We start from the raw sequence: 22,093 nt of genomic DNA on the forward strand, positions 1-22,093 counted from the left end.
GGCGCCCGGACAAACCCTCCGCTACGCCACACTTGCGGCCGGAACGCCACTCAAGGGGCGTGGCGGAGGAGGTTCCTGGTGGTCATTCCCGTCTCTGCGGTCCTGCTGCTCCTGATCCTGGCCGTGATCTTCATTCGCAACTGCTCGCTGAAGATCTCCCACGCCCTGGTCTGCCTGCTGCTCGGCTTCTTCCTGGCCGGTACGAGCATGGCGCCCACCATTCACAGTGGGCTCATGACGACCGCCGACCTGGTGAGCGGTCTGCGGCCCTGAGATCAGCCGGCCGAGAACACCCCGATGCCGTTCGCGACGGGGCGCTCGGCGCCGGTGCTGGGGTGGTTGCGGACCGTCACGGCGCTCGCCCCGCCGTCGCGGGTGACCAGCTCCGTCGAGCCGCCGCCGTCGAGGTTGAACGCGTCGGACGCGCCCAGCGCGCGCATGGTGGCCGCCTCCTCCGCGACGGTCATCCCGGTCCGGTACTCGGCGGCCCCGTCCAGCGCCAGGACGAGCAGCTGCCGTCCGCCGCCCTTGAAGCCCACCACCGTGCGCACCGCCGAGGTTCCGGTGTCCAGACCGGACAGCTTCTTGCCGCCCTCGAGGACCGGGAAGCCGCCGATCGCGAACGCGTACGGCACCCCGGACGAGGCCGCCACCAGGCGGTGCGTCACGCTCACCGCGTCCCCGACGGAGAGCTTGCGCAGCCGCCGCGCGCCCTCCTCGCGGCCCACCAGGACCGTGGTGCCCGCCGGGATCGAGCCGCTGCCGGGGGTGTCGGACGCGGAGACCACCCGCCCGCCCCGCACCTTCACCTCGTAGGTGTCGGTGCTGCACGGCGCCGACCGCTGGGCGTCGGTGCCGCACACGGCGCGCATCCGGGAGGCGCTGCCCCAGGGTGCGGTGAACGCGCCGACGGAGTTCTCCGGGAGCGCGTACTGGTTGAGGCCCTTCAACGGGAACTTGCCCTCCGGTGTGGCCACGCTCCCGGCCAGGGAGAGTCGGTCCAGCCTGGCCCGCCGGTCGGTGCCCACGCCGAAGACGTCCTGTGTGTTCGTGCCCGGCGGCAGTGCGGGCCCGAACCGCTGGCCGTTCGGCACCGCCGCCTTGAGCTCCTGCCCGTCCGTGATCGCCGGTCCGACGCTCGCGCCGGTGGCCTCCACGCCCGGATGCTGGGTCTCGGTGATGTTGAAGAAGTCACCGTTGACCCCCGCGACCGCCCCGGCGGAGTCCGCCATCCGGGAGACGGTGGCCCGGGCCGCCACCGCACCCGGGTACAGCAGGTCCACGCGGACGTGCGGATTGCCCAGGTCGACGGTGAGGAGATGGGCGTGTGTCCGGCCCGCGGCCGCGGTGACGTCGAACTGCCGGTAGGTGACACCCGGCGCGATGCGCTTGCCGGCCGGTGCGGCGCCGGCCGGTGCCGCCCCCGCCAGGGACGCACCGGCCAGCACACCGAACGCCGTGACGACCGTGAGAACCGCTCTGCCCGTTGCCGAACGCCAAAGACGTCTGATCACCGTGCCCCCTGATGCCTCGTCAACTGTCCCTGTCGCAAGGGCGTTGCCGTACGTGTTGTGTCGTACGGGTTCTACGGGGCAGTGGATCAGAGTGCGGCGACCGCCGGGCCGACTAGGCGTCGACTACGCGAGAACGAGTGAGAAAACGCACCCCCTCGGGTGCCTCCAGCGAGAAGCCGCTGCCCCGTCCGGGGACGACGTCCACGATCAGCCGGGTGTGGCTCCAGGCCTGGTACTGGCTCCGGGACATCCAGAAGGTGACGGGCTCGGCCACACCGTCCACCGTCAGCTCCGCCAGCAGCACGTCCGAGCCGCCGGTGCGGAACTCGCCGTCCGGGTAGCACATGGGAGCGCTGCCGTCGCAGCAGCCGCCGGACTGGTGGAACATCAGCGGGCCGTGCTCGGCGTGCAGCCGCCGCACCAGGTCCGCGGCCTCGGGAGTGAGTTCGACGCGCGGGGTTTCCTCGTCCATGGGTCACCGTCCTGAAGAGCCGGGGCGCGGGGCGTCGGGTCCGGCCCAGTCTCACGGATCGTCACCGGCCCGTCCAGAACGCGTCGTCGGCCCGTCCGGTCGGGGTCACCGATGGCTGAGCACGTTCACCACCCGGCCGCCCGGGTCCCGCACGAAGAACCGTCGTACGCCCCACTCCTCGTCCGTCAGGGGATGCACGATCTCCGCGCCGCGCTCCCGCATCGCCGCGTACGCCGCGTCCACGTCGTCGACCTCGGTGCTCAGGTCCGGGGCGACGGGCGCGGTGCGGTCCTGCGTGATCAGGCCGATCTGCACGGCCGGGTTCCCGGGGGAGGCCGGCGTCATGATCCAGCCGAGGTTCATGACCTCCTCCAAGCCCAGCGCTCCGTAGAACTCCGCGCTCTGCGGCAGCGCGGTCGACCGGAGGTTTGTCACGACACGGCGTACGTGCATCTCGTGGTCCGCTGGTCGGTCGGCTGGTGCGGGAGGCGCCAGGGTATCCCTGCGCGCGACTGAGAGGATGGACCCATGCACCCCTCGCCCTTCGACCTGCCCGAGCCGCGCTTCGTCACGGCCGGCGAACATCCGCTCTGGGACGAGGCGCCGGCCGCGGTCGACCGGGACATGGCCGCGACCCTGCCCGGGCAGCAGCCGCCGCGTCTCGTCGCGTACCCGGGCTTCGAGGAGGACGAGGAGGCGGAGCGGTGCTACGTCGCCTTCGCGGACGGCTACTCGCACGGCAACCCCCTGGGGCGGGCCGGGTCCGCCGCCGGAGCCCTGCGGGTGGTCGCCGAGGCGGCCCAGGACACGGTCATGGAACGCCTGTGGCAGGCCTGGCCCGTGTGCACCCTGCACGGGCTCGGCCTGCACGTGACCGAGGACGCCGGGCGCCCGTCCTGGTGGTGCGCCGGGGGTTCCCGGCCGGACGATCCGGCTCATGTCCGTGCCGCGACAGGGGAGATGGACACGGTCCACCGCCCCCGCCGCCCGAACCGCAAGCGCCGGAAGGCCCGCTGACGCGCCCGGTGCCGGGCCGCCGGACCCGGACTGCGATCATCCTCGGATGCGAGAGATCGACGAGCTGGTGGGAGTGCCCGATCCGGCATGGCCGGAACTCCGCCAGGCCTTCGCCGCGAGCGACGTACCCGTGCGGGTCCTGCCCGCCGACCCCGACGAGGGCCGCCGCTGTCTGCTGCAGCTCCACGTCACCGCGCGCTCGGTGCTCGGGGCGCTGACCCTGCACTGCGGCGGGCTCGTCCTGGACGACGGATGGGTGCGGGTGTACGGCGCGGGCTCGGCCGCGAACGGGCTGCCGAGCCTCGGCCGGGTCAACGGCTTCCCCGCCGTGCCCGACCCCGGCTGGTACCCGGCGGACGGGCTCGTGGTCGGTCATGACGTGCTCGGCGGGGTGTTCTGCCTCAACGGCCACGAACCGGGCCGGGCCGGCCGTCCGGGCGTGCCCGGACAGATGACGTACTTCGCGCCCGACACGCTGGAGTGGGAGGCGCTGGACATGGGTCACTCCGCCTGGGTGTGGTGGCTGCTGTCCGGCCGGCTGGAGACGTTCTACGACGGGCTGCGCCACCCGGGCTGGCGCGAGGAGGCGGCGGCCCTGGACCTCGGGCAGGGCATCACCGTCTTTCCGCCGCTGTGGACCGAGGAGGCGCACCGGGATCTCGCCGCGACCAGCCGGCGCGCGGTGGCGATGCGGGAGGTCCTCGGAGTCACCGCCGACTCCGCCCGGCAACTCGGACCGGCCGACCCCGGCTTCCTCGGCGAGGTGTGAGCCCGCGGGCCGTGGCTCACCCGGTGCCGCGGATCCGGTAGGTCAAGGTCTCCGCCATCGCCCTGACCGAGGGCCCCGGAATGCATCACCCTGCGTCGCATCGGGCCGCGCCGGTCACCGTGAGCAGCACCGGCGGCTCCGCCAAGTCGGTGTCCGGGCCGGGTCACGTATCGGGCGTTGGAGGTGTGAAGCGCCCCGAGGGGGGACGCGGGGCGTGCGGCTACCGCCGCGTGGGCGCGACCAGCCACAACACGGCCGCAGACGCAAGACGGCACCATGCGGCCCTCGCCGCCGAGCGCCTAGCGTCGCTGGTGGCGGGCGCGGCGGGCCTCGAACAGCAGGGGCAGCATGGACAGCACGACGACCACGGCGACGAGCGGCAGCAGGTAGTCGTCGACGTGCGGGACGGAGGTTCCGAGCGTGAAACCGGCGAGGACGAGCAGCTGCGACCACAGCACCCCGCCCACGGTCTGCCAGAGCGTGAAGGGCCGCACGGGTACCGCGAGCACACCGGCCACGGGGTGCAGTACCGTCCGCAACAACGGCACGAAACGGCCGATGACCAGTGCCTTCCCGTAGCCGTACCGGGCCAGCAGCCCCTCGGCCCGGGCGGCCGCGGCCGTCACCCGCCGGCTGGAGGTGCGGGTCAGCAGCGCCCGTCCGCCGTGCCGCCCGATCAGATATCCGACCTGCCCGCCGGCCACCGCCCCGACCGCCGCGCACAGCAGCACCTGCCACAACGCCATCCGGGGCGGCTGGTGCGCACTGCCGGCGCACAGCACACCGGCCGGGAACAGCAGGGTGTCACCGGGCAGGAAGAAGCCGACGACCAGCAGACCGGACTCCGCGAAGATCACCACCAGGACGCCGAGCGCGCCGAAGGCGGCCAGCACCGAGGCGCTGTTCATCGGATTGACGGCTGTCACCTGGCCGCGCCTCCCGGCCTGCTCGCAGGGCTGCTCGCTCACCAGCATCGCCCGGCCGCCGGGAAAACGCCCGCCCCGGCGCAGGATGTCGAGGCGGGCGGCCTGCCGGGCCGTAAGGTGCCGGTCAGCTTCGTCTCCCGCCCCGGGCCGTTCGAGGCGACGCGCACGCTGTGGCCGATCTCGTAGCCGGCCTTCCGCGCGGAGAGCCTGTCCAGCGCGATCTCACCGCTGCGCTGCGGACCGAGGCCCGAGCCGATGGGGTGGCGGGGGTCCTTGCCGGAGGCGTCCGGGACGTAGTTGCCGCCCGTGACAGCCCGGCCCTGCCGAGCAGGTTCCCGTGCCTGTCGGCGACACCGTGGTCATCATCGCCTACGAGACGGGCCTGGTCTCCGTGCCCCAGTGACACCCGCACGCGCCGGAGGGCCCGGGAGCCGCCCCATCCACGGGGCGGCGGACCGGACGGCCGAGGCCCGCCGTCGCGGCGGGCGACGGAGAGGTGGCACTGTCAGTCGGCCAGAGGGGCTCGACTCGTGCCGGTCGTCGCGGCGCCGGCGGGCCGTGCCCGCATCAGCTCACCAGCTCACCGGGTGCGCGACAGATCACTCCGGTTGCGCCCTGGCCGTACGGCCCGCACGCTGCCTCCGTGGAGCGCACCCTGGAAGCACGCACGCGGCCCGTTCTGGTGACCGGTGCCGCGGGCCGGGTCGGAGCCGTCGGTCGGGCCGTTGTCGAAGGTCTTCGGCGCCGAGGGTTGCAGGTCCGGGCGTTCGTGCGTCGGGATGACGACCGCGCTCAGGCGTTGCGTGAGACCGGCGCCGAGGTCGTGGTCGGAGACCTGACGTCCTCCCGTGATGTCGCCGATGCCCTGGACGGCTGTGGGCAGGTGTACTTCGGCATGGCCGTGTCGGAGCAGTATCTGCTGGCCGCAGTGACGACGGCTGCCGCCGCGCGCGCCTACGCCGGGCTGGAGGCGTTCGTCAACATGTCGCAGCTGACCGTCTCCGAGATGGATGTCACCAGTACGGCCGAGTCGCACCAACATCGGCAACAGTGGTTGGTCGAGCAGGTTCTCGACTGGTCGGGCCTGCCCGTGGTCGAGGTCCGGCCCACCGTCTTCCTGGAGAATCCACTGTTCCAGGCGGGCTTCTCCTGGATCCCGCGGGACGGCACGATCAGGCTGCCGTTCGGCCGGGCGAAAACGTCCCCGATAGCGGCACACGACGTGGCGGCGGCCGTGGAGGAGATCCTGGCCGATCCGTCCCGGCATGTCGGCCGGACCTACGAGCTGACCGGCCCCCGATCGGAGAGCATCGACGCCATGGCGGCGGAGATCTCGGCGGCTTCGGGCCGAACGGTCGGCTACACCGACGTTCCCCTGCAGCGATGGCTCGACGACGATCTCCGAGCACTGGGACTGCCGGATCACACCTTCCAGCACATCTCCACCATGGCTCGCCTGCATGCGGCCGGTCGCTACGATCGCCAGGCGCACGGCATGGAACAGATCACCGGGCGTCCGGCCGGAGGGGTGGCCGATTTCGTCCGCAGGAACCCCGAACTGTTCACCCGCTGAAAAGAGCGTCGAGGTCACACGGGCGTTGCAGAAGCCTTCGGGCGGTCGATGCGCCCGCATGTCGTGGGCGAGATCGTCCCGTGACCAGGGCTGATTAGTCTGCGGACATGCTCAGCACGCACCGCCTGCACGTTCTGGCCGAGATCGATCGGTCGGGGAGTATTGCGGGGGCCGCCCGGCAGCTCCGGCTGTCCCCCTCCGCCGTGTCCCATCAGCTCGCTCAGCTGGAGAAGGACGTGGGCGTGAGCCTTGTCGAACGCGGTGCACAGAGCCTCCGCCTGACGTCGGCCGGGCGGCGGTTGTCCCTGCGCGGTCAGGAGGTGCTCGCGCTGCTCGACGCCGCCGAGAAGGATCTCCTGGCGCAGGCCCGAGCCGACTCGGGTCACCTGCGGATCGGATTCTTCGCGTCCGCCGGATACCGGCTGCTGCCGGAGGCACTGTCGCGGTTCTCCGGACGCTACCCGGCCGTCGAGCTGGACCTCGTCGAGGGGCAGCCGCACGAACTGGCCCCCAGCGTGCAGCAGGGTGCCATCGACGCGCTGATCGCCTTCGACTACCCACTCGACCCGTGGACGCCGCCGGACGGGGTCCGGCTCCGGGAACTGCTCCACGAGCCCCTGTATCTGGTGGTGCCGGCCGGGCATCCGGCGGGTCGGCGTGCCCAGGTCCGGCTTCAGGAACTGGCCGGGGAGCAGTGGATCACCTCCTTCGGGACCGGGTCGCCGGTGCTCTCGGTGCTGGAGCGTGCCTGTGCGCTGGAGGGATTCGCGCCGAACATCCGCTGTCGCAGCGACCATTACGAGGTGATCCTCGGCCTGGTACGGGCCGGGATGGGGATCGCGTTGGTGCCTGGTCTGGGCATCAACGACACCCCAGGGGTGCAGACGACCAGGCTGTCGGGGCCGCGGTTGTACCGGAAGGTCTCAGTCGCCTCCCGGCCGGGCAACCCGAATCCGCTGCTGAACACCTTCCTCGCCTACCTGGCCAGTGCCGCGTCCAACCTGCTGACGGTGGCGAAACGCTGAAGCGTGTCGCACGAGGCTGTGCCCGGACGTCTTCCTTGTACGGCGGAGGCGGATCGGGGACGGCACCGTCATCCAGGTCCGTGACCGAGGTCCTCCGCGACTGGCGGCGGCGTGGTGGCGGCCGCCATCAAGCGGTCCGGGCCGTCGCCCACATGCACAACCACACCCTCGCGTCATGACCAGATGACGCCGCTCACCGGTTCCGGCCTGCCCGCTCACCGCCTTGTGCAACAGGCTTGAGCGGGCGGGGCCGCGCGTCCGCACGGAGGTGGCCGCCGCACCGGTCGGCCGGTACCGCGTCAGCCCGCCAGCGCCGCGATGCGTGCGCCGACCGCGCGCATCGCCTGCACCATCGTGAACTCGTGTCCTGGCGGGCAGGAGGTGAGCACCGCGTAGCAGACCTGGCGGCTGCCGCGGACCACGCCCACATCGCAGCGGGTGCCGGCGTCGGTGCCGGTCTTGTTCGCCACCCAGGTGCGATCGCCCGCGACGCGCCGCACGGCGTCGTCCTCCGGATCGTGCGGGATCTCTGCCGGGACCATGCTCCGGTCGCTGCAGGCGGCCATCCAGCCGAGCATCGTCGTCGCCCACGGTTCGTCGCCGGCGATGCGTTCCGCGAGGCCGGCCAGTTCGTGGGCGGTGCCGACGGCGAAGGTCGGGGCGTGGTGTGCGAGCCGGGGTTCGCGGATCCGGTCGAGGATCCGCGTCCGCTCAAGGCCGAGCAGGCCGGCCCGCTCGTTCACGCGGTCCAGGCCGATGACTCGGATCAGGGCGTTGGTGGCGGTGTTGTCGCTGACGGCGGCGGTGAGGCGGGCCAGGTCGGTCACGGTCCAGCGGTGTGCGGAGAGTTTGGCCAGCAGGCCCGATCCTCCGCAGTAGTCCTCTTCCGTCAGGTCCACCGGCTCGTCGCCGGCCAGGGTGCCGACGGTCAGGGCGTGTGCGACCTCGGCCAGCAGCAGCAGCTTGCCGACGCTGGCGAGCGGGAGCAGCTTGTGGCTGTGGTGGTCCAACTCCGGGTGGCCGGCCACGGCGACGGCCAGCATTCCGGGCGCCGTGGCCGGCAGGGCACCAGTCAGCATGCCAGCAACTTGCCGGGCCGGGCTCCGGTCACGGCGCCGTCGTCCACCACCACGGTCCCGTCGACGACCACCAGCGTGATGCCTGCGGGAGGCAGCAGCGGTTCGGTGAAGGTGGCCCGGTCCGTGACCGTGGCCGGGTCGAAGACCACGAGATCGGCGGCGGCGCCGTCGCACAGGACGCCGCGTCCGGTCAGGCCGAACCGTGCCGCGGTGGCCCCGGTCATCTTGCGCACCGCCTCGGTCAGGGACAGGAGGGCGAGGTCGCGGACGTAGTGTCCGAGGACCCGCGCGAAGGTGCCGGCCCAGCGCGGGTGCGGCAGGCCCGGCTTGGGCACGCCGTCGGAGCCGATGATCGCGAACGGCGTGCTCAGTACCCGCTGGACGTCGTCCTCGCGCATCGAATGGCTGATGATCGTCACGTCGCCGTCCTCGGCGAGCAGCAGCTGCGCGACGACGTCGATGGCTTCGGCACCCTGTTGGGCGGCGATGTCGGCGATGGTCCGTCCCTGCAGCTGGGGATGACGGGCCGCGCTCGCCACCGCGATCCGGTCCCAGCCGCCGTTGCCGACGGTGTTCTCCCATCCCGGCACGCCTTCGGCGATGGACACGCGCATCCGCCGGCGCGCCGCCGGATCGCCCAGCCGTTTCAGCAGCTGTTCCGGGCCGCCGTCGTGGGCCCACGGCGGCAGCATCGCGGCCAGGGCCGTGCTTCCCGCCGTATAGGGGTAGACGTCACAGGTCACGTCCAACCCCGCGGCGCGCAGGTGTTCAAGTCGGGGCAGGGTCCGCAGGGTGCGGCCCCAGGCGTACTTGCCCGCGGTCTTGTGGTGGGAGACGTGCAGTGCCGCGCCGCTGTCGCGGGCGATCCGGACAGCCTCGTCGAGGGCGGCCTCGACGTGTGACATCTCGTCACGCAGATGTGTCACATAGGGCTTGCCGTGCCGGGCGGCGACGGCGGCGAGGGCGGTCACCTCAGCGGTGTCCGCGTAGCTGCCCGGCGTGTAGATCAGGCCGGAGGAGAGCCCGGCGGCGCCCGCGGTGAGCGCATCGTCCAGCACCTGGCACATCTCGGCGAGCTCCGCGTCGGTCGCCGCTCGGTCATCGTGTCCGACGACCGATCCGCGCACGGTGCCGTGTCCGACCAGGGAGACCAGATGGTTGGCCCTGCCGGTGTCCGTGTGCGCCCGGGCGAACGCGGCGAAGTCGCCGTAGGGGTGGGGGAAGGCGCTGTCACCGCAGTTGCCGCAGATCTCGACGGTGACGCCCTGCAGCACCGCGGCGTGGGCCTGGGCCTGCCCGATGTCATCGAGGGTCGTCAGATCGGAGTGGGTGTGCGCGTCGATGAAGCCGGGCGCCACCACCTGCCCGGTGGCGTCGTGCACCCGGGCAGCCGTGACGGAACTGTCGGCGGGCAGGACGCAGACCCTGCCCGCGGCGATGCCCACGTCCGCGCGCCGCAACGGGGAACCGGTTCCGTCCGCGAGTTCGCCCCCGCGAATCAGCAGGTCGAAGTCACGCCTGGTCATCGCGCCGCCACCGGCGAGGGAAGCGGCGCGACGCCGCTCCTGGACACCACGTCGTCGATGGTCTCGGCGGCGCGCAGCAAGGTGAAGCGGACCTCGCCGTCCCCGTCGGCCTCGAAACCGTAGACGGGCGGCATGGGCAGGCTGTTGTAGTGGAACGGAGAAGAGAAGTAGTAGGCCCCCGTGTCGGGCACGACGACCAGGTCGCCCGGCGACAGGCGCGGCAGCAGTCGCTCCTTGGCCAGCAGGTCGCCGGCGAAGCAGCATGGACCGGCGACATCCTGGACCTCCTGGTCGGCGCCACTGGGCCGGCCGTCGCCGTCGTACACGAGCACGCGCAGGGGCCACCTCTGTGGGTCGAAGGTGGTGCGCGCCGCCACCTGGGCGCCGACGTGGGTCAGAGCGATGCGCCGCCCGCCGGACGTCTTCGTGTACTCCACGCGGCTTGCGACGAAGCCGTTCTTCGCCATCAGAGCGCGGCCGTACTCGGTGACGATCCGGAAGGAGCCGTCGAACAGGTCCGGCACCAGTTGCTTCAGCACAGCGACGTGGTCGGCGAAGGTCGGGGAGTCGGCGTCGTCGGTGAAGTCGACGGGCAGTCCGCCGCCGATGTCGATGCCCACGACCTGGCCGGGCCGCTGCCGGTTGACCTCCTGCGCGAACTCGACGGCCACGGCCACTCCGGCCGCGTTGAGCTCCAGCGGGATGCCCTGCGATCCGACGTGGACGTGTACCCAGCGCAGCCACGGCCGGGCCCGGTAGGCGTCCAGCAGGCGCTCACGGTGGCCCGGGTCCTGCAGCGCGATACCGAACTTGGTCGTGCGGCCCGCCGTCGACATGGCTTCGATGCTGCCGAGCCCCACCTGGGGGTTGATCCGGATGCCGATCCGCGGCACGGCCGCGGCAAGGCCGATCAGCCCGTCGACGCGCTCGAGTTCCTCGAAGTTGTCGATGTTGACGGCGATGCCGCCGGCCAGCGCTGAGGCCAGCTCGGCGAGCGTCTTCACGGGGGAGTCGAGGACGATCCCGTCGGGGGTGAATCCGGCGGCGCGGGCCTGCGCGAGTTCTCCGGGGCTGCTCACCTCGCACGCCATGCCGTGACGGCGCAGCTGCGCCAGCACCGGCACGAGCGGGTTCGCTTTGGCGGCGAACGCGTGCAGGACCTCGACCTCGGACGGCCATGCCGCATGAAGCGCCTGGGCGCTCTCGCCGATTCCGGCCAGGTCGACGAAGGCGGCTACCGGGGTTTCCAGACCGTCGAGAAGGCCTTGTGCGGCAGCGTGGACGGCCCCGTCCCGCCGGGTTCGGCGCGCTGGGACCGCACTGGGGGTCGGGTGCATCGCTTCCTTCGAGGAGTGTCGGGCAACCGGCGCGGCTCGAGGGCCGGGTCGGCGCAGTCCGGTCGCAAGAGTCCGGCTTCGGTGACGCGTCGGGCGGCCGGAGGCCCCGCGACGCGTCGGACGGCCGGCAGGCCCAGGGGATCCGGTGGTCCGCCGGACCGGCCCCAGCCTGCCCGGACGATGCGCTGTTCGCCGGAAGCATCGAAAACGTCGGTGCTCAGTCACCACTTCCTTCCCGGTGGCTGGTCGGGAGTCCGACAGCGGCCCAACATAACGGCTCACCGCGGCGATGTTGCCGCATGACCTGCGTGGATTCGAGTGAGGGGTTTGCCCATGACCGAGGTCGCCGCCGTCGACGGCGGGGCGCCGGGCCATCGCGTCGGCGCCTGGGCATCACGGATCACGCCGGAGGCGGTCGGCGGCCAGGCCGGGGCGCCGGTCTGGCCGGCCGTGGTCGGCGCCGAGACGTGGTGGTGCGCGTCCGACCCGGTGGCGGCGAGCGTGCGCCTGTGGCGCTGCGCCGAGCCCGGATCCCGCGTGCTGGAGGTGCTGGACCCCGCCTGGTCGGTGAGCAACCGCTCCATCGGCTACGGCGGGCGGCCCTACCTGGTGGTGCCGGGCGTGGATCGGCACCGGCTCGTCTTCACGCACGCCGCCGACCAGCGGCTGTACGCGGCGGGCGTCGCGTCCTTGTCCGCCCTCGCCGAGGCACCGAGCCCCCTGCCGGTGCCGCTCACACCTGCCGACCCGGAGGGAGTGCACACCGCGTACGCCGATCCGATCCCCGGCCCGTGCGGAGCCGAGGTCTGGTGCATCCGCGAGACCACTCGCACCGCTCCCGGCGGACAGTTGGACGATCCCGCGCCGCGCACGGTCCGCGACGTCGTCGCCGTTCCGCTGTCGGGCGCGGCGGCCGTCGATCCGCATGCGATCCGGGTCGTGGCGCGCTCGCACCACTTCCTGTCCGGGATCCGGCTGAGCCCGGACGGGTCGCGCCTGGCCTGGATCGGCTGGGACCACCCCGACATGCCCTGGGACACGAGCGATCTGATGGTGGCCCGCCTCCAGGACGGCGTGGCCGTCGAGCCGGTGCGCGTCCTGGGCGGCGACGGCGTCTCGGTCCCGCAGGCCGAGTGGGCCGACGCGGACAGTCTCTATGCGATGGCCGACCCCGACGGCTGGTGGAACCTGCACCGGGTCGACCTGCTGGACGGCGGCGCCAAGGCCACCTGCGTGCTGCGCACCGACACGGAGTGCTCCCACGCGATCTGGAGGGTCGGGGCGACCTCGTTCGCCGTGACCGACGCCGGTGTGCTGCTGCGGCAGAGCCGCGGTGACCAGAGCCTCGCGCTGTGGGACCCCGCGAGCGGCGCACTGACCCAACTGGCCGGGGAGTGGACCGACTTCGCCGTCGGGCTCCCGGGCGACGCCTCGGCCGTCGCGGTGGTCGCGGCGAGCCCCACCGAGACCGCGACCCCGCTGCGCATCGATGCGACACCCCGTCAGGTCGGCCGCGCGCCGACGGTGACCGTCGCCCGCTGCACCACCCCGAACCACGACCGCTTCGCACGCCGGCAGTCCGTCCCGCAGCGCCGCACCGCCGCCGTCGACGCCGGCTGGGAGGTGCCGTATGTGTACTACCCGCCGACCAGCCCGGACCAGGGCGGTTGCGCCGACCAGGCCCCGCCGCTCCTGATCGACGTCCACGGCGGCCCGACCAGCCGTACCGGCGGCACCCGCAGTCTGGAGATCTCGCTGTTCGCGGGCCACGGCTACGCCGTCGCCTCGGTCGACTACGGCGGCTCGATCGGCTACGGCCGGGCCTATCGCGAACGGTTGCGCCACAGCTGGGGCACGGTCGACGTCGACGACTGTGTCGCCGTGGCCAGGGCGCTGGCCGACGCCGGGCTCGCCGACCCCCGGCGCACCGCCATCCGCGGCGGCTCCGCGGGCGGCTGGACCGCGCTCGCGGCGCTCGCCGGTCGCGACGTCTTCTGCTGCGGGTCCGTCTACTACCCCATCAGCGACCCGGTGACCTGGCGGGGCGGCCAGACCCACGACTTCGAGAGCCGCTACGTCGAGTCACTGGTGGGCGTGCTGCCGGAGGACGAGGCGCGCTACTGCCAGGTGTCGCCGCTGGCGAACGCCGCGAAGATCACCGTCCCGTTCGTGATGCTGCAGGGTCTGGACGACACCATCTGCCGCCCCGACCAGGCGCGCAGGCTGGTCGCGGCGGTGGAAGAGGCGGGCAGCCCCGAGCTGTGCTTCCGCTTCCTGGAATTCCCCGGCGAGGGCCACGGCTTCCGGCGCGCGGCCACGATCGCCGCCGGTCTGCGGGCCGAGCTCGAACTGTACGCCCATGTCATGCGCGAGCCGTGACGGCTCCTCAGCCGCTGTACGCCGCGAGCAAACCGGTGAGGCCCGAGCCGAAGAAGCCCCGGGTCCGCCGCCCGTGAACCACCCGCTCCCTGTGATCGTGAGGTGCTGGTCATGTCCGATAGCGTCGCTCCGATGCCCGTCCCCTCGGAGGACGAGGGCGTCTCCCTGGCCGCCGACGCGGTGGCCCTCTGCTCCCGGCTGATCCGCTTCGACACCAGCAATTTCGGCGGCGGTGAGAGCCGCGGTGAGCGCGCCTGTGCCGAGTGGGTCGCCGAGCAGCTGACCGATGCCGGTCTCAAGCCGGTCGTGCTGGAGGCCGCTCCCGGCCGGGCCAGCACCGTGGTGCGCATCCCCGGTGCCGACCCCGCCGCGCCCGCGCTGCTGGTCCACGGCCACCTCGACGTCGTGCCCGCCGAGCCGTCCGACTGGACGACGTACCCGTTCTCCGGCGAGGTCCGCGACGGCGCGGTCTGGGGGCGCGGCGCCCTCGACATGAAGGACATGGACGCGATGATGCTCGCGTTCGTCCGGCACCTGGAGCGCACCGGCACCAGACCGCCACGCGACCTGGTACTGGCCTTCGTCGCGGACGAGGAGGACACCGGCGAGTACGGTGCGCGGTTCCTGGCCGAGCGGCACCCCGACCTCTTCGAGGGGGTCAACGCCGCGATCAGCGAGTCCGGCGGCCACACCGTCCATCTGCCCGGTGGCGGTCGGCTCTACCCCGTCGCCGCCGGCGAGCGGGGGAGCGCCTGGATGACCGCGACGGCGCGCGGCACCGCGGGGCACGGCTCCCGCCGTAACGACGACAACGCACTGGTGAAACTGGCCGCAGCGATCGGTCGGGTCGCCGACCACGAGTGGCCGGTGCGGGTGGTGCCGATCGTCGCGGCGCTCCTGGACGGCCTCTCCCGGCACCTCGGCATCGAGATCGACCCCACCGATCTCAGCCCGCTGGGCGCCGCCGCACCGCTGGTGTCGGAAACCCTGGCCAACTCGGTCAACACCACCATGCTGCGCGCCGGTTACAAGCACAACGTCATCCCCACCGAGGCGAGCGCGGCGCTGGACGGGCGCATCCTGCCCGGCACCGAGGCCGAGTTCTTTGCCACGGTCGACGCCCTGCTCGGCCCGGGCATCACCCGCACCAGCGACTACCAGGCTCCGGTCAGCGCCGACCACACCGCGCCGGACTTCGCCGCGATGGCGGCAGCGCTGCGCGCCCACGACCCGCAGGCCCTGGTCCTGCCCTACTGCATGACCGGCGGCACCGACGCCAAGGCCTTCGCCGCCCTCGGCATCCCCGGCTTCGGCTTCGTGCCGGGCCGCACCCCCGCGGACTTCGACGCCTGGCAGTACGTCCACGGCGTCGACGAGCACGTGCTCACCGACAGCCTCGGCTTCGGCGCGCGTGTGCTCACCAGCTATCTCATGACCGATCCCCGCGCGTTCGCCTGAAGCAGCACCTCACCCTCACGCCCACGGAGGCACGACATGGTTGTGCGCGACAGAAGAAGAATCCGAGCGGCCCTGGCCGCTGCCAGCGTCAGCGGCCTGCTCCTGGCCGGACCAGCCGCCCTCGCGGCGGCGACGAGTGCCGAAGCCGCCCCGTCGGCGAACACCACCTCCGGCACCACGCTCCGCGTCGCCATGGACAGTTCCGGCGTGGACACCCTCAACCCGTTCACCGCGTTCTTCAACGGCTCCCTCGACATCTTCGGGAGCATCTACCCGTCGCTGACGTCGATCGACGAGAACGGTGTCCCGGGCCCGTACCTCGCCTCGTCCTGGACCCTGTCGCCGGACCACCTCACCTGGACCTTCAAGATCCGCAAGGGACTGAAGTGGAGCGACGGGCAGCCCCTGACCGCCGCCGACGCCGCCTGGACGCTGAACCTGATCAGGACCGACAACGTCGCCGGCACGGCCAACGGAACGCTGGTGTCCAACTTCGCGTCGGTGACCGCACCGGACCCCGCCACCCTGGTCATCAAGACCAAGAAACCGCAGGCCAACGTCACCTACGTGAGCATCCCGGTCTCCGGCATCCCGATCGTGCCGCAGCACATCTGGCAGTCCCACGTCGCGGACCTGAAGGACTTCAAGAACGACTCGTACCCGATCGTCGGTTACGGACCGTGGGTCCTCACCAGCTACAAGACGGACCAGTACGCCAAGTTCGATGCCAACAAGTCGTTCGTCCTGGGCGCGCCCAAGTACGACCACCTGATCGAGCAGGTGTACAAGGAGTCGGACGCCGCGGTCGCGGCGCTGAAGGCCGGTCAGCTGGACTACATCAATGGCGTCAACGCCACCCAGTTCGCATCGCTGCGGCACACCAGCGGTATGCAGACCGCGCAGGCCGCCGGTGACGGCTGGACCGGCGTGGAGCTCAACCCCGGCGCCAGGACCCGCTCGGGCAAGCCGATCGGCACCGGCAACCCGGCGCTGGCCGACCCGACGCTGCGCCGGGCGATAGCCCAGGCCATCGACAAGAAGACGCTGCTGGCCAAGGTCATCGACGGTCAGGGCCAGGTCGCCACGGGCTACCTGCCGCCGGCCTGGCCGCAGTGGCGCTGGACGCCGCCGGCGGGTGAGACACAGACGTACGACCCGGCCGCCGCGAACAAGCTGCTGGACGCCGCGGGCTACAAGAAGGGCTCCGACGGCGTTCGCATCAACCCGAAGAACGGCAAGCCGCTCAACCTGCGCCTGGGCATCCACTCCGACAACTCCAACGACCCCGCGATCTCGACCTACCTGGTGGGCTGGCTCAGGACGATCGGAGTCCACGTCACCATCCAGCCGATGAGCATGACCGCGCTCAACAGCGACCTGGGCAAGGGCAACTGGGACATGCTGATGGACTCCTGGACCACCGGCCCCGACCCGACCTACCTGCTCGGCATCCAGAGCTGTTCGACGCTGCCCGACGACGCGGGCAACGGGGGCAACACCGATGCCTTCTTCTGCGACCCCACCTACGACAAGCTGTTCGCGAAGCAGGCGACCGTCTTCGACCCGGCGCAGCGCGCGAAGCTCGTCGGCCAGATGCAGGCCATCCTCTACAAGGCGGACGTGGACCAGCTGTTCTACTACGCCACGAACAAGATCGCGGCCTCCTCGAAGGTCACCGGACTGATCACCGGCAAGCAGACCAACGGTTTCTACCCCGCGCAGACGAGCTTCTGGAGCTACCTGAAGGCAGCCCCGGCGGCGCACAGCACCTCGTCCTCATCCGGCGGCAGTACCGGACTGTGGGCGGGCCTTGCCGCAGCCGTGGTGGTGGTCGGAGCGGGCGGCGTCATCGTCCGTCGCCGCGCCGGGGCGGACGACCGTGAGTAGTCCGTCCGCAGCGGCGGAGGCGACCGTCGCGGCACCCGAACCCCGCCCCCGCCGGGCGTTCGGGGTGCCGCGGCCCGGCTACCTCGCCAACAAGCTCGCCGCCGCCGTCGTCAGCTTCGCGGTGACGCTGGTCATCGGTTTCGTCCTGTTCAACGTGATGCCGTCCGACCCGGTGCGGACCATGACGCGGGGGCGGCCCGTCAGTGAGGCGCAACTCGCGTCCCTGCGCATCCAGCTCGGCCTGGACAAGCCGATCTGGGAGCGGTTCCTCAGCTATGTCGACAACACCCTGCACGGGCACCTGGGCTACTCCTGGGAGTACCAGCAGTCCGTGGCCTCCCTGACGCTGAGCCGGCTCGGGCCGACCCTGCTGCTGATGGGTACCTCCTTCGCCATCTCGGTGGTGCTCGGCCTCTGGCTCGGCATGCGCAGCGGATGGCGCGCGGGCAGCCTGCTCGACCGGTTCACCTCCGCCACGGCACTGACGCTGTGGTCGGTGCCGACCTTCTGGCTCGGCATGATCCTGCTGATCCTCTTCAGCGTCGGGATCGGCCCGATCCACGGGTTCTTGCCGACGGCCGGGATGAGCGATCCGACGCTGCCCCAGACGGGCATGACGCACTATCTGGACGTCGCCCGCCACCTCGTGCTTCCCGCGCTGACCATGGTCCTGGTCGTCTACGCGCAATACGTGACGATCATGCGGTCCTCGATCGTCGAGGAGATGGGGAGCCCGTACCTGCTCACCGCCCGGGCCAAGGGTCTGACCGACGCCTCCGTGCGCCGCCGCCACGCCCTGCCCAACGCGCTGCTGCCCTCGGTGACGATGATCTTCATGCACCTGGGGGGCCTGATCAGCGGCGCTGTCACGGTCGAGGCGATCTTCTCCTGGCCAGGTCTCGGGAATCTGACCTACCGGGCCCTGACCATCCCCGACCTGCCGGTCCTGCAGGGCACCTTCATCGTCTTCAGTGCGAGTGTGATCATCATGAATCTGCTGGCCGACCTGGTCTACCGGTTCCTCGACCCGCGGGTGCGCGCCCAGTGACCGCCGCGCAGACAGCCACCGCACCGACCGCCACCGGACAGCCGCCCGCCGCGGCCGTTCCACCCCGCTTCGCCGCAGCGCGGCGCTTCGCCCGCGCCTTCGTCCGCCGGCCCTCGGGCATGGCCGGGCTGGCGATCCTGGTTCTGTTCACCCTGCTGGCGCTCGTCGCCCCGGCATTCATCGGGCCGAAGCAGTTGGACGTGACCAAGGTGAACGGCCCGCTGCTGGCGGCGCCCGGCGGCTCCTACCCCCTGGGCACGGACCAGGCCGGCCGCAGCGTCCTGCTCCTGCTCATCTGGGGCTCCCGCGAGTCGCTGCAGATCGGCGTCGTCGCCACCGTGCTGACGGTCGTCTTCGGCAGCGCGGTGGGGATCGTCGCAGGGCACTACGGCGGATTCGTCGGCCGCGCCCTGATGCACATCACCGACTGGTTCATCGCGCTGCCGAGCCTGCCGCTGGCGATCTCGCTCGCGGCGGTGCTCGGCCAGGGCTCGGCCTCGATCACCATCGCGATCGCCGTCACCTCGTGGACGGCGACCGCCCGCCTCGTCCGTGCCCAGACCCTGGCCGTCGAAGCCCGCCCGTTCGTCGAACGGGCCCGCGCCCTCGGCGCCGGGAACTGGCAGATCATGCTGCGTCAGGTGCTGCCCAACGTAATGCCGCTGATTCTGGTGTCCAGCACGCTCACCGTCGCCGGCTCGCTGCTGTCCGAGGCGACGCTGACCTTCCTCGGCCTCGGCAGCCCGACCGACGTCACCTGGGGCGAGATGATCCGCGACGCCTTCTTCGGCGGCGCGTTCACCGCCGACGCCTGGTGGTACCTGCTGCCTCCGGGCCTGGCCATCCTGGCCGTCGTCCTGGGCTTCACGCTCACCGGACGCGCCGTGGAGCACGTGCTCGACCCGCGGATGGAGAAGAAGCGATGACGACGCACACAGTCACCCCCGCGCGCCCGCTGCTGGAGGTCCGCGACCTCCACGTCACCTACCGGCAGGGCGGCCAGACCGTCCCCGCCGTGCGCGGCGTCACCTTCACCCTCGGGGCCGGCGACACCCTCGGTATCGCCGGGGAGTCCGGCTGCGGCAAGTCGACGATGGCGCTGAGCCTGCTGCGGCTGCACGGCGGCGCGGCACAGGTCACCGGCGAGGTGCTCTTCGACGGCGAGAACCTGCTGACCACCACCTGGTCCAAGCTGCGCGCGGTGCGCTGGGCAGGCGCGTCGGTGGTGTTCCAGGGCGCGATGAGCGCGCTCAACCCGGTGCGCACGGTCCTGGACCAGATCGTCGAGCCGATGGTGCTGCACGACAAGATCGGCCCCAAGGACGCCGAGCGCCGCGCCGCGGAACTCCTCGACAGCGTCGGCATCCCCTCCCGCCGCATCCGGAGCTACCCGCACGAGTTCTCCGGCGGACAGCGGCAGCGCGTGATGATCGCCATGGCCCTGGCCTGCCGCCCGGATCTGATCATCGCCGACGAGCCCACCACCGCGCTGGACGTGATGGTCCAGGCGCAGATCCTGGAACTCCTGGGGGACCTGGTCCGCGAGTCGAAGATCGCGGTCATCATGATCACCCACGATCTGTCGCTGCTGGCGCACACCTGCGACCGGCTTGCCGTGATGTACGGGGGACGGATCGTCGAACTCGGCCCCTCCCGGCAGGTGCTGGAGGACCCGCAGCACCCGTACACCCGGGCCCTGTCCCGGGCCTTCCCCACCATCGGCGACCCGGCCTCCCGGCGTGCCCCGGAGGGCCTGCCCGGGGACCCGCCGCGGCCCTCGGAGACCGACAGCGGCTGCGCCTTCGCGCCCCGCTGCCCGGAGGCAGAGGCGTCCTGCCGCACCGGCGAGATGCTGCTGTGGCCGGCCGGCCCCGGCCGCAGCGCGGCATGCCTGCACGCCCGGCCCCAGCACGGAGGTACCCCGTGACCGTCATCCCCAGCCAGGAGACCGCCATGAGTCAGCAGGCCGCGCTGGAGGCCCGCGACCTGTCCGTCGTCTACCCCGGCTCCCGCGGCCGGGGCCCGGCACGCGCCGTCGACGGCGTGAACCTGCGCATCGGCAAAGGCGAGATCGTCGCCCTGGTCGGCGAGTCGGGCTGCGGCAAGTCGACGCTGGCCCGGGCCCTGGTCGGACTGGTCAAACCGACCAGCGGCCAGGTGCTCTACCAGGGCGCACCGCTGGACTACTCGGCCAAGGCGCTCAAGCAGTATCGCCGCCACACGCAGTTGGTCCTGCAGGACCCGGGCGGCGCCCTGAACCCCAAGCAGAACGTCTACGACGCCGTGGCCCTGGGACCCCGCCTGCACAAACTCACCGAGGGGCTGCCGGAGCGGGTCCACCAGGCACTGGCCCGTACCGGGCTGCGCCCGCCGCAGGACTTCGCCGGCCGCTACCCCCACGAGCTGTCCGGCGGGCAGCAGCAGCGTGTCGTCATCGCCGGCGTGCTGGCCCTCGACCCCCGGGTGATCGTCGCCGATGAGCCGGTGGCCTCGCTCGACGCGTCGGTGCGCGGGGAGATCCTCAAGCTCATCCTGCAACTGCGCGACGAGCTGGACCTCTCCGCCCTGGTCGTCAGCCACGACCTCGGCCTGGCCTGGAACATCGCCGACCGGGTCGCTGTGATGTACCTGGGCCGGGTGGTGGAGCAAGGCACCGTCGAAGAAGTCCTGCTGCATCCGAAGCACCCCTACACCAAGGCGCTGCTGTCGGTGATCCCCAGCGGCGCCGAGGACTGGCGCCCCACCCTGCTGACCGGCGAGCCGCCGGACCCCACCGCGATCCCGCCGGGCTGCCGTTTCCACCCGCGCTGCCACCGCTGGGCCACAGCGTCCGAGAAGGAACGCGCCGAAGCCGCCTGCGACCGCCGTGCCCTGCCCGTCCTGGCGGCCGATGTCTCCCACGCCGCCTGCCATCTGCTCCGCTCGAACGCCCCTACGGAGTCCGTATGACCCTGCTGCGCCCACCGGCGCTCCGCCCCGGCGACACGGTCGCCGTGATCTGCGGCAGCTCGCCCGTCGACGACCAGGAGCACCTGGAGTCCGGCCTCCGTGCCCTGACCTCCGTCGGTCTGAAGCCGGAAGTCCTCGCCTCGGCCCGCGACACCGGCAGCATGTACGACTACCTCGCCGGCGACGACGCGCTGCGCGCCCAGGACCTCACCCGCGCGCTGACCGACCCCCGGTATGCGGGCGTCCTGATGGCCTGCGGCGGCTACGGAATGCAGCGGACCCTGGAGCTGATGGACTGGAGCCTGATCGACGCCTCCTCCCCGAAGGTCCTCGTCGGCTACTCGGACGTGACCGCGCTGCTGGAGGCGCTCGCGGCGAAGCTCGGCTGGGTCTCGCTGTTCGGCCCCATGGTCGCCTGCAGCGGCATCTGGGAGGGCCCGCAGGAGTACGACTTCCAGCAACTCATGAAGCTGCTCTACACACCCGAGAGCGTCACCCGGCTCGCCTTCCCCGGCTCGCGAACGCTGGTCCCCGGCGTCGCCGAGGGCCTCACCATCGGCGGGACCGCCACCCTGCTGACGGCCGGCCTCGGCACCGACACCTCCTACCCCGCACGTGACGCGATCCTCTTCCTCGAGGACGTGGACGAACTGCCCTTCCGGCTCGACCGCGTCTTCACCCAGATCCGCCGCGCCAAGGACTACCTCGACGGCGTGGCCGGCATCGTCCTCGGCACCTTCACCGAATGCGGCGACCCCGAACACGTCGACCGACTGCTCGCCGAGCGCTTCGGCGACCTGGGCGTGCCGGTGCTCGCCGGCGTCAACATAGGCCACAACACCCGGATGCAGACCTACCCGATCGGCGTCCGCGCCCGCCTCGACGCCGACGACGGAACGCTGACCTTCCTGGACCAGGTGCTGGCCGACCGGCAGGGCTGACGCAAGCCGAGGACGGCGAGGCGGCCGGGACGAGGACCGACCTCGTCCCGGCCGCGACGCACGAGCGGGTCGTGCGGGACGGCGCTCGCCTCCGCGCGGTACGCCTCGCACCGTTCCGTCCAGATCCCCATGACCGTGTCGCCTCCCACGCCCGTGTCCGTACTTCCGCCCGGGCGACGTGGACACCAGTGGG

At 71.9% G+C, this 22,093-nt stretch carries 20 protein-coding genes; 13 read left to right on the plus strand and 7 right to left on the minus strand.

All coding sequences use genetic code 11. The annotated features are described in order from the left end of the window. The first annotated feature begins 78 nt into the window (after positions 1-78). Positions 79-273: a hypothetical protein gene (locus tag SRB17_RS26160; protein ID WP_323376250.1), complete on the plus strand. Its 195-nt coding sequence runs from the start codon at positions 79-81 to the stop codon at positions 271-273. Between the two features lie 2 nt (positions 274-275). Here SRB17_RS26160 and SRB17_RS26165 read toward each other — a convergent pair whose 3' ends face one another. The 3 genes from SRB17_RS26165 to SRB17_RS26175 all read right to left on the minus strand — a co-directional run bounded on the left by SRB17_RS26165 (position 276) and on the right by SRB17_RS26175 (position 2,439). Next, positions 276-1,448 carry a phosphodiester glycosidase family protein gene (locus tag SRB17_RS26165; RefSeq protein WP_323376346.1) on the minus strand — a complete coding sequence of 391 codons (1,173 nt, stop codon included), beginning with the start codon at positions 1,446-1,448 and terminating at the stop codon, positions 276-278. 178 nt (positions 1,449-1,626) lie between these two features. After that, positions 1,627-1,986 carry a DUF779 domain-containing protein gene (locus SRB17_RS26170; RefSeq protein WP_153542606.1) on the minus strand — a complete coding sequence of 120 codons (360 nt, stop codon included), beginning with the start codon at positions 1,984-1,986 and terminating at the stop codon, positions 1,627-1,629. A 105-nt stretch (positions 1,987-2,091) separates the two neighbouring features. Then, positions 2,092-2,439: a VOC family protein gene (locus tag SRB17_RS26175; RefSeq protein ID WP_153542607.1), complete on the minus strand. Its 348-nt coding sequence runs from the start codon at positions 2,437-2,439 to the stop codon at positions 2,092-2,094. 75 nt (positions 2,440-2,514) lie between these two features. Between SRB17_RS26175 and SRB17_RS26180 the strand changes: the two genes are divergently transcribed. Beyond that, positions 2,515-3,003, plus strand: coding sequence for a hypothetical protein (locus SRB17_RS26180; protein WP_153542608.1), 489 nt, complete (start codon positions 2,515-2,517; stop codon positions 3,001-3,003). Positions 3,004-3,049: 46 nt separating this feature from the next. Beyond that, on the plus strand, positions 3,050-3,772 hold the full coding sequence (locus SRB17_RS26185) for a DUF2625 family protein (RefSeq protein WP_153542609.1): 723 nt from the start codon (positions 3,050-3,052) through the stop codon (positions 3,770-3,772). Between the two features lie 299 nt (positions 3,773-4,071). Here SRB17_RS26185 and SRB17_RS26190 read toward each other — a convergent pair whose 3' ends face one another. Next, positions 4,072-4,698 (minus strand): DedA family protein, encoded by a 627-nt coding sequence (locus SRB17_RS26190; RefSeq protein ID WP_323376251.1) that lies wholly within the window; start codon positions 4,696-4,698, stop codon positions 4,072-4,074. A 682-nt stretch (positions 4,699-5,380) separates the two neighbouring features. Between SRB17_RS26190 and SRB17_RS26195 the strand changes: the two genes are divergently transcribed. Next, positions 5,381-6,271 carry an NAD(P)H-binding protein gene (locus tag SRB17_RS26195; RefSeq protein ID WP_323376347.1) on the plus strand — a complete coding sequence of 297 codons (891 nt, stop codon included), beginning with the start codon at positions 5,381-5,383 and terminating at the stop codon, positions 6,269-6,271. A 107-nt stretch (positions 6,272-6,378) separates the two neighbouring features. After that, complete coding sequence (locus tag SRB17_RS26200) at positions 6,379-7,296, plus strand: LysR family transcriptional regulator (RefSeq protein ID WP_153542611.1); 918 nt, start codon at positions 6,379-6,381, stop codon at positions 7,294-7,296. Between the two features lie 299 nt (positions 7,297-7,595). Here the strand turns inward: SRB17_RS26200 and SRB17_RS26205 are convergent, their stop codons facing one another. From SRB17_RS26205 to SRB17_RS26215, 3 genes are read right to left on the minus strand one after another with little or no spacing between them, the layout of a single operon-like run. Beyond that, complete coding sequence (locus SRB17_RS26205; protein ID WP_153542612.1) at positions 7,596-8,375, minus strand: serine hydrolase; 780 nt, start codon at positions 8,373-8,375, stop codon at positions 7,596-7,598. Beyond that, a complete protein-coding gene (locus SRB17_RS26210) occupies positions 8,369-9,901 on the minus strand; it encodes an N-acyl-D-amino-acid deacylase family protein (RefSeq protein ID WP_153542613.1) in 1,533 nt (510 codons plus the stop codon). The genes SRB17_RS26205 and SRB17_RS26210 overlap by 7 nt, the downstream gene beginning before the upstream one ends. After that, positions 9,898-11,238 (minus strand): diaminopimelate decarboxylase, encoded by a 1,341-nt coding sequence (locus SRB17_RS26215; protein WP_153542614.1) that lies wholly within the window; start codon positions 11,236-11,238, stop codon positions 9,898-9,900. Before SRB17_RS26215 ends, SRB17_RS26210 begins: the two co-directional genes overlap by 4 nt. Before the next feature lie 333 nt (positions 11,239-11,571). On the opposite strand from SRB17_RS26215, the gene SRB17_RS26220 reads away from it, so the two are divergent. The 8 genes from SRB17_RS26220 (at position 11,572) to SRB17_RS26255 (ending at position 21,900) form a co-directional block, all read left to right on the plus strand. Further along, positions 11,572-13,617: a prolyl oligopeptidase family serine peptidase gene (locus SRB17_RS26220; protein WP_153542615.1), complete on the plus strand. Its 2,046-nt coding sequence runs from the start codon at positions 11,572-11,574 to the stop codon at positions 13,615-13,617. A gap of 111 nt (positions 13,618-13,728) precedes the next feature. Beyond that, positions 13,729-15,075, plus strand: coding sequence for a M20/M25/M40 family metallo-hydrolase (locus SRB17_RS26225; protein WP_153542616.1), 1,347 nt, complete (start codon positions 13,729-13,731; stop codon positions 15,073-15,075). A 36-nt stretch (positions 15,076-15,111) separates the two neighbouring features. After that, a complete protein-coding gene (locus SRB17_RS26230; protein WP_153542617.1) occupies positions 15,112-16,962 on the plus strand; it encodes an ABC transporter substrate-binding protein in 1,851 nt (616 codons plus the stop codon). Beyond that, positions 16,955-18,010: an ABC transporter permease gene (locus SRB17_RS26235; RefSeq protein ID WP_323376252.1), complete on the plus strand. Its 1,056-nt coding sequence runs from the start codon at positions 16,955-16,957 to the stop codon at positions 18,008-18,010. Before SRB17_RS26230 ends, SRB17_RS26235 begins: the two co-directional genes overlap by 8 nt. Beyond that, positions 18,007-18,936: an ABC transporter permease gene (locus SRB17_RS48130; RefSeq protein WP_323376253.1), complete on the plus strand. Its 930-nt coding sequence runs from the start codon at positions 18,007-18,009 to the stop codon at positions 18,934-18,936. The genes SRB17_RS26235 and SRB17_RS48130 overlap by 4 nt, the downstream gene beginning before the upstream one ends. Next, positions 18,933-19,937: an ABC transporter ATP-binding protein gene (locus tag SRB17_RS26245; protein ID WP_153542618.1), complete on the plus strand. Its 1,005-nt coding sequence runs from the start codon at positions 18,933-18,935 to the stop codon at positions 19,935-19,937. Before SRB17_RS48130 ends, SRB17_RS26245 begins: the two co-directional genes overlap by 4 nt. Before the next feature lie 26 nt (positions 19,938-19,963). Next, entirely contained in the window at positions 19,964-20,959 is a 996-nt protein-coding gene (locus SRB17_RS26250) for an ABC transporter ATP-binding protein (protein WP_153542979.1), read from the plus strand. Next, entirely contained in the window at positions 20,956-21,900 is a 945-nt protein-coding gene (locus SRB17_RS26255; RefSeq protein ID WP_153542619.1) for a S66 peptidase family protein, read from the plus strand. Before SRB17_RS26250 ends, SRB17_RS26255 begins: the two co-directional genes overlap by 4 nt. Positions 21,901-22,093 lie beyond the last annotated feature (193 nt).

Source organism: Streptomyces sp. RB17 (assembly GCF_009604455.1).
In the GTDB taxonomy this organism is placed as follows: domain Bacteria; phylum Actinomycetota; class Actinomycetes; order Streptomycetales; family Streptomycetaceae; genus Streptomyces.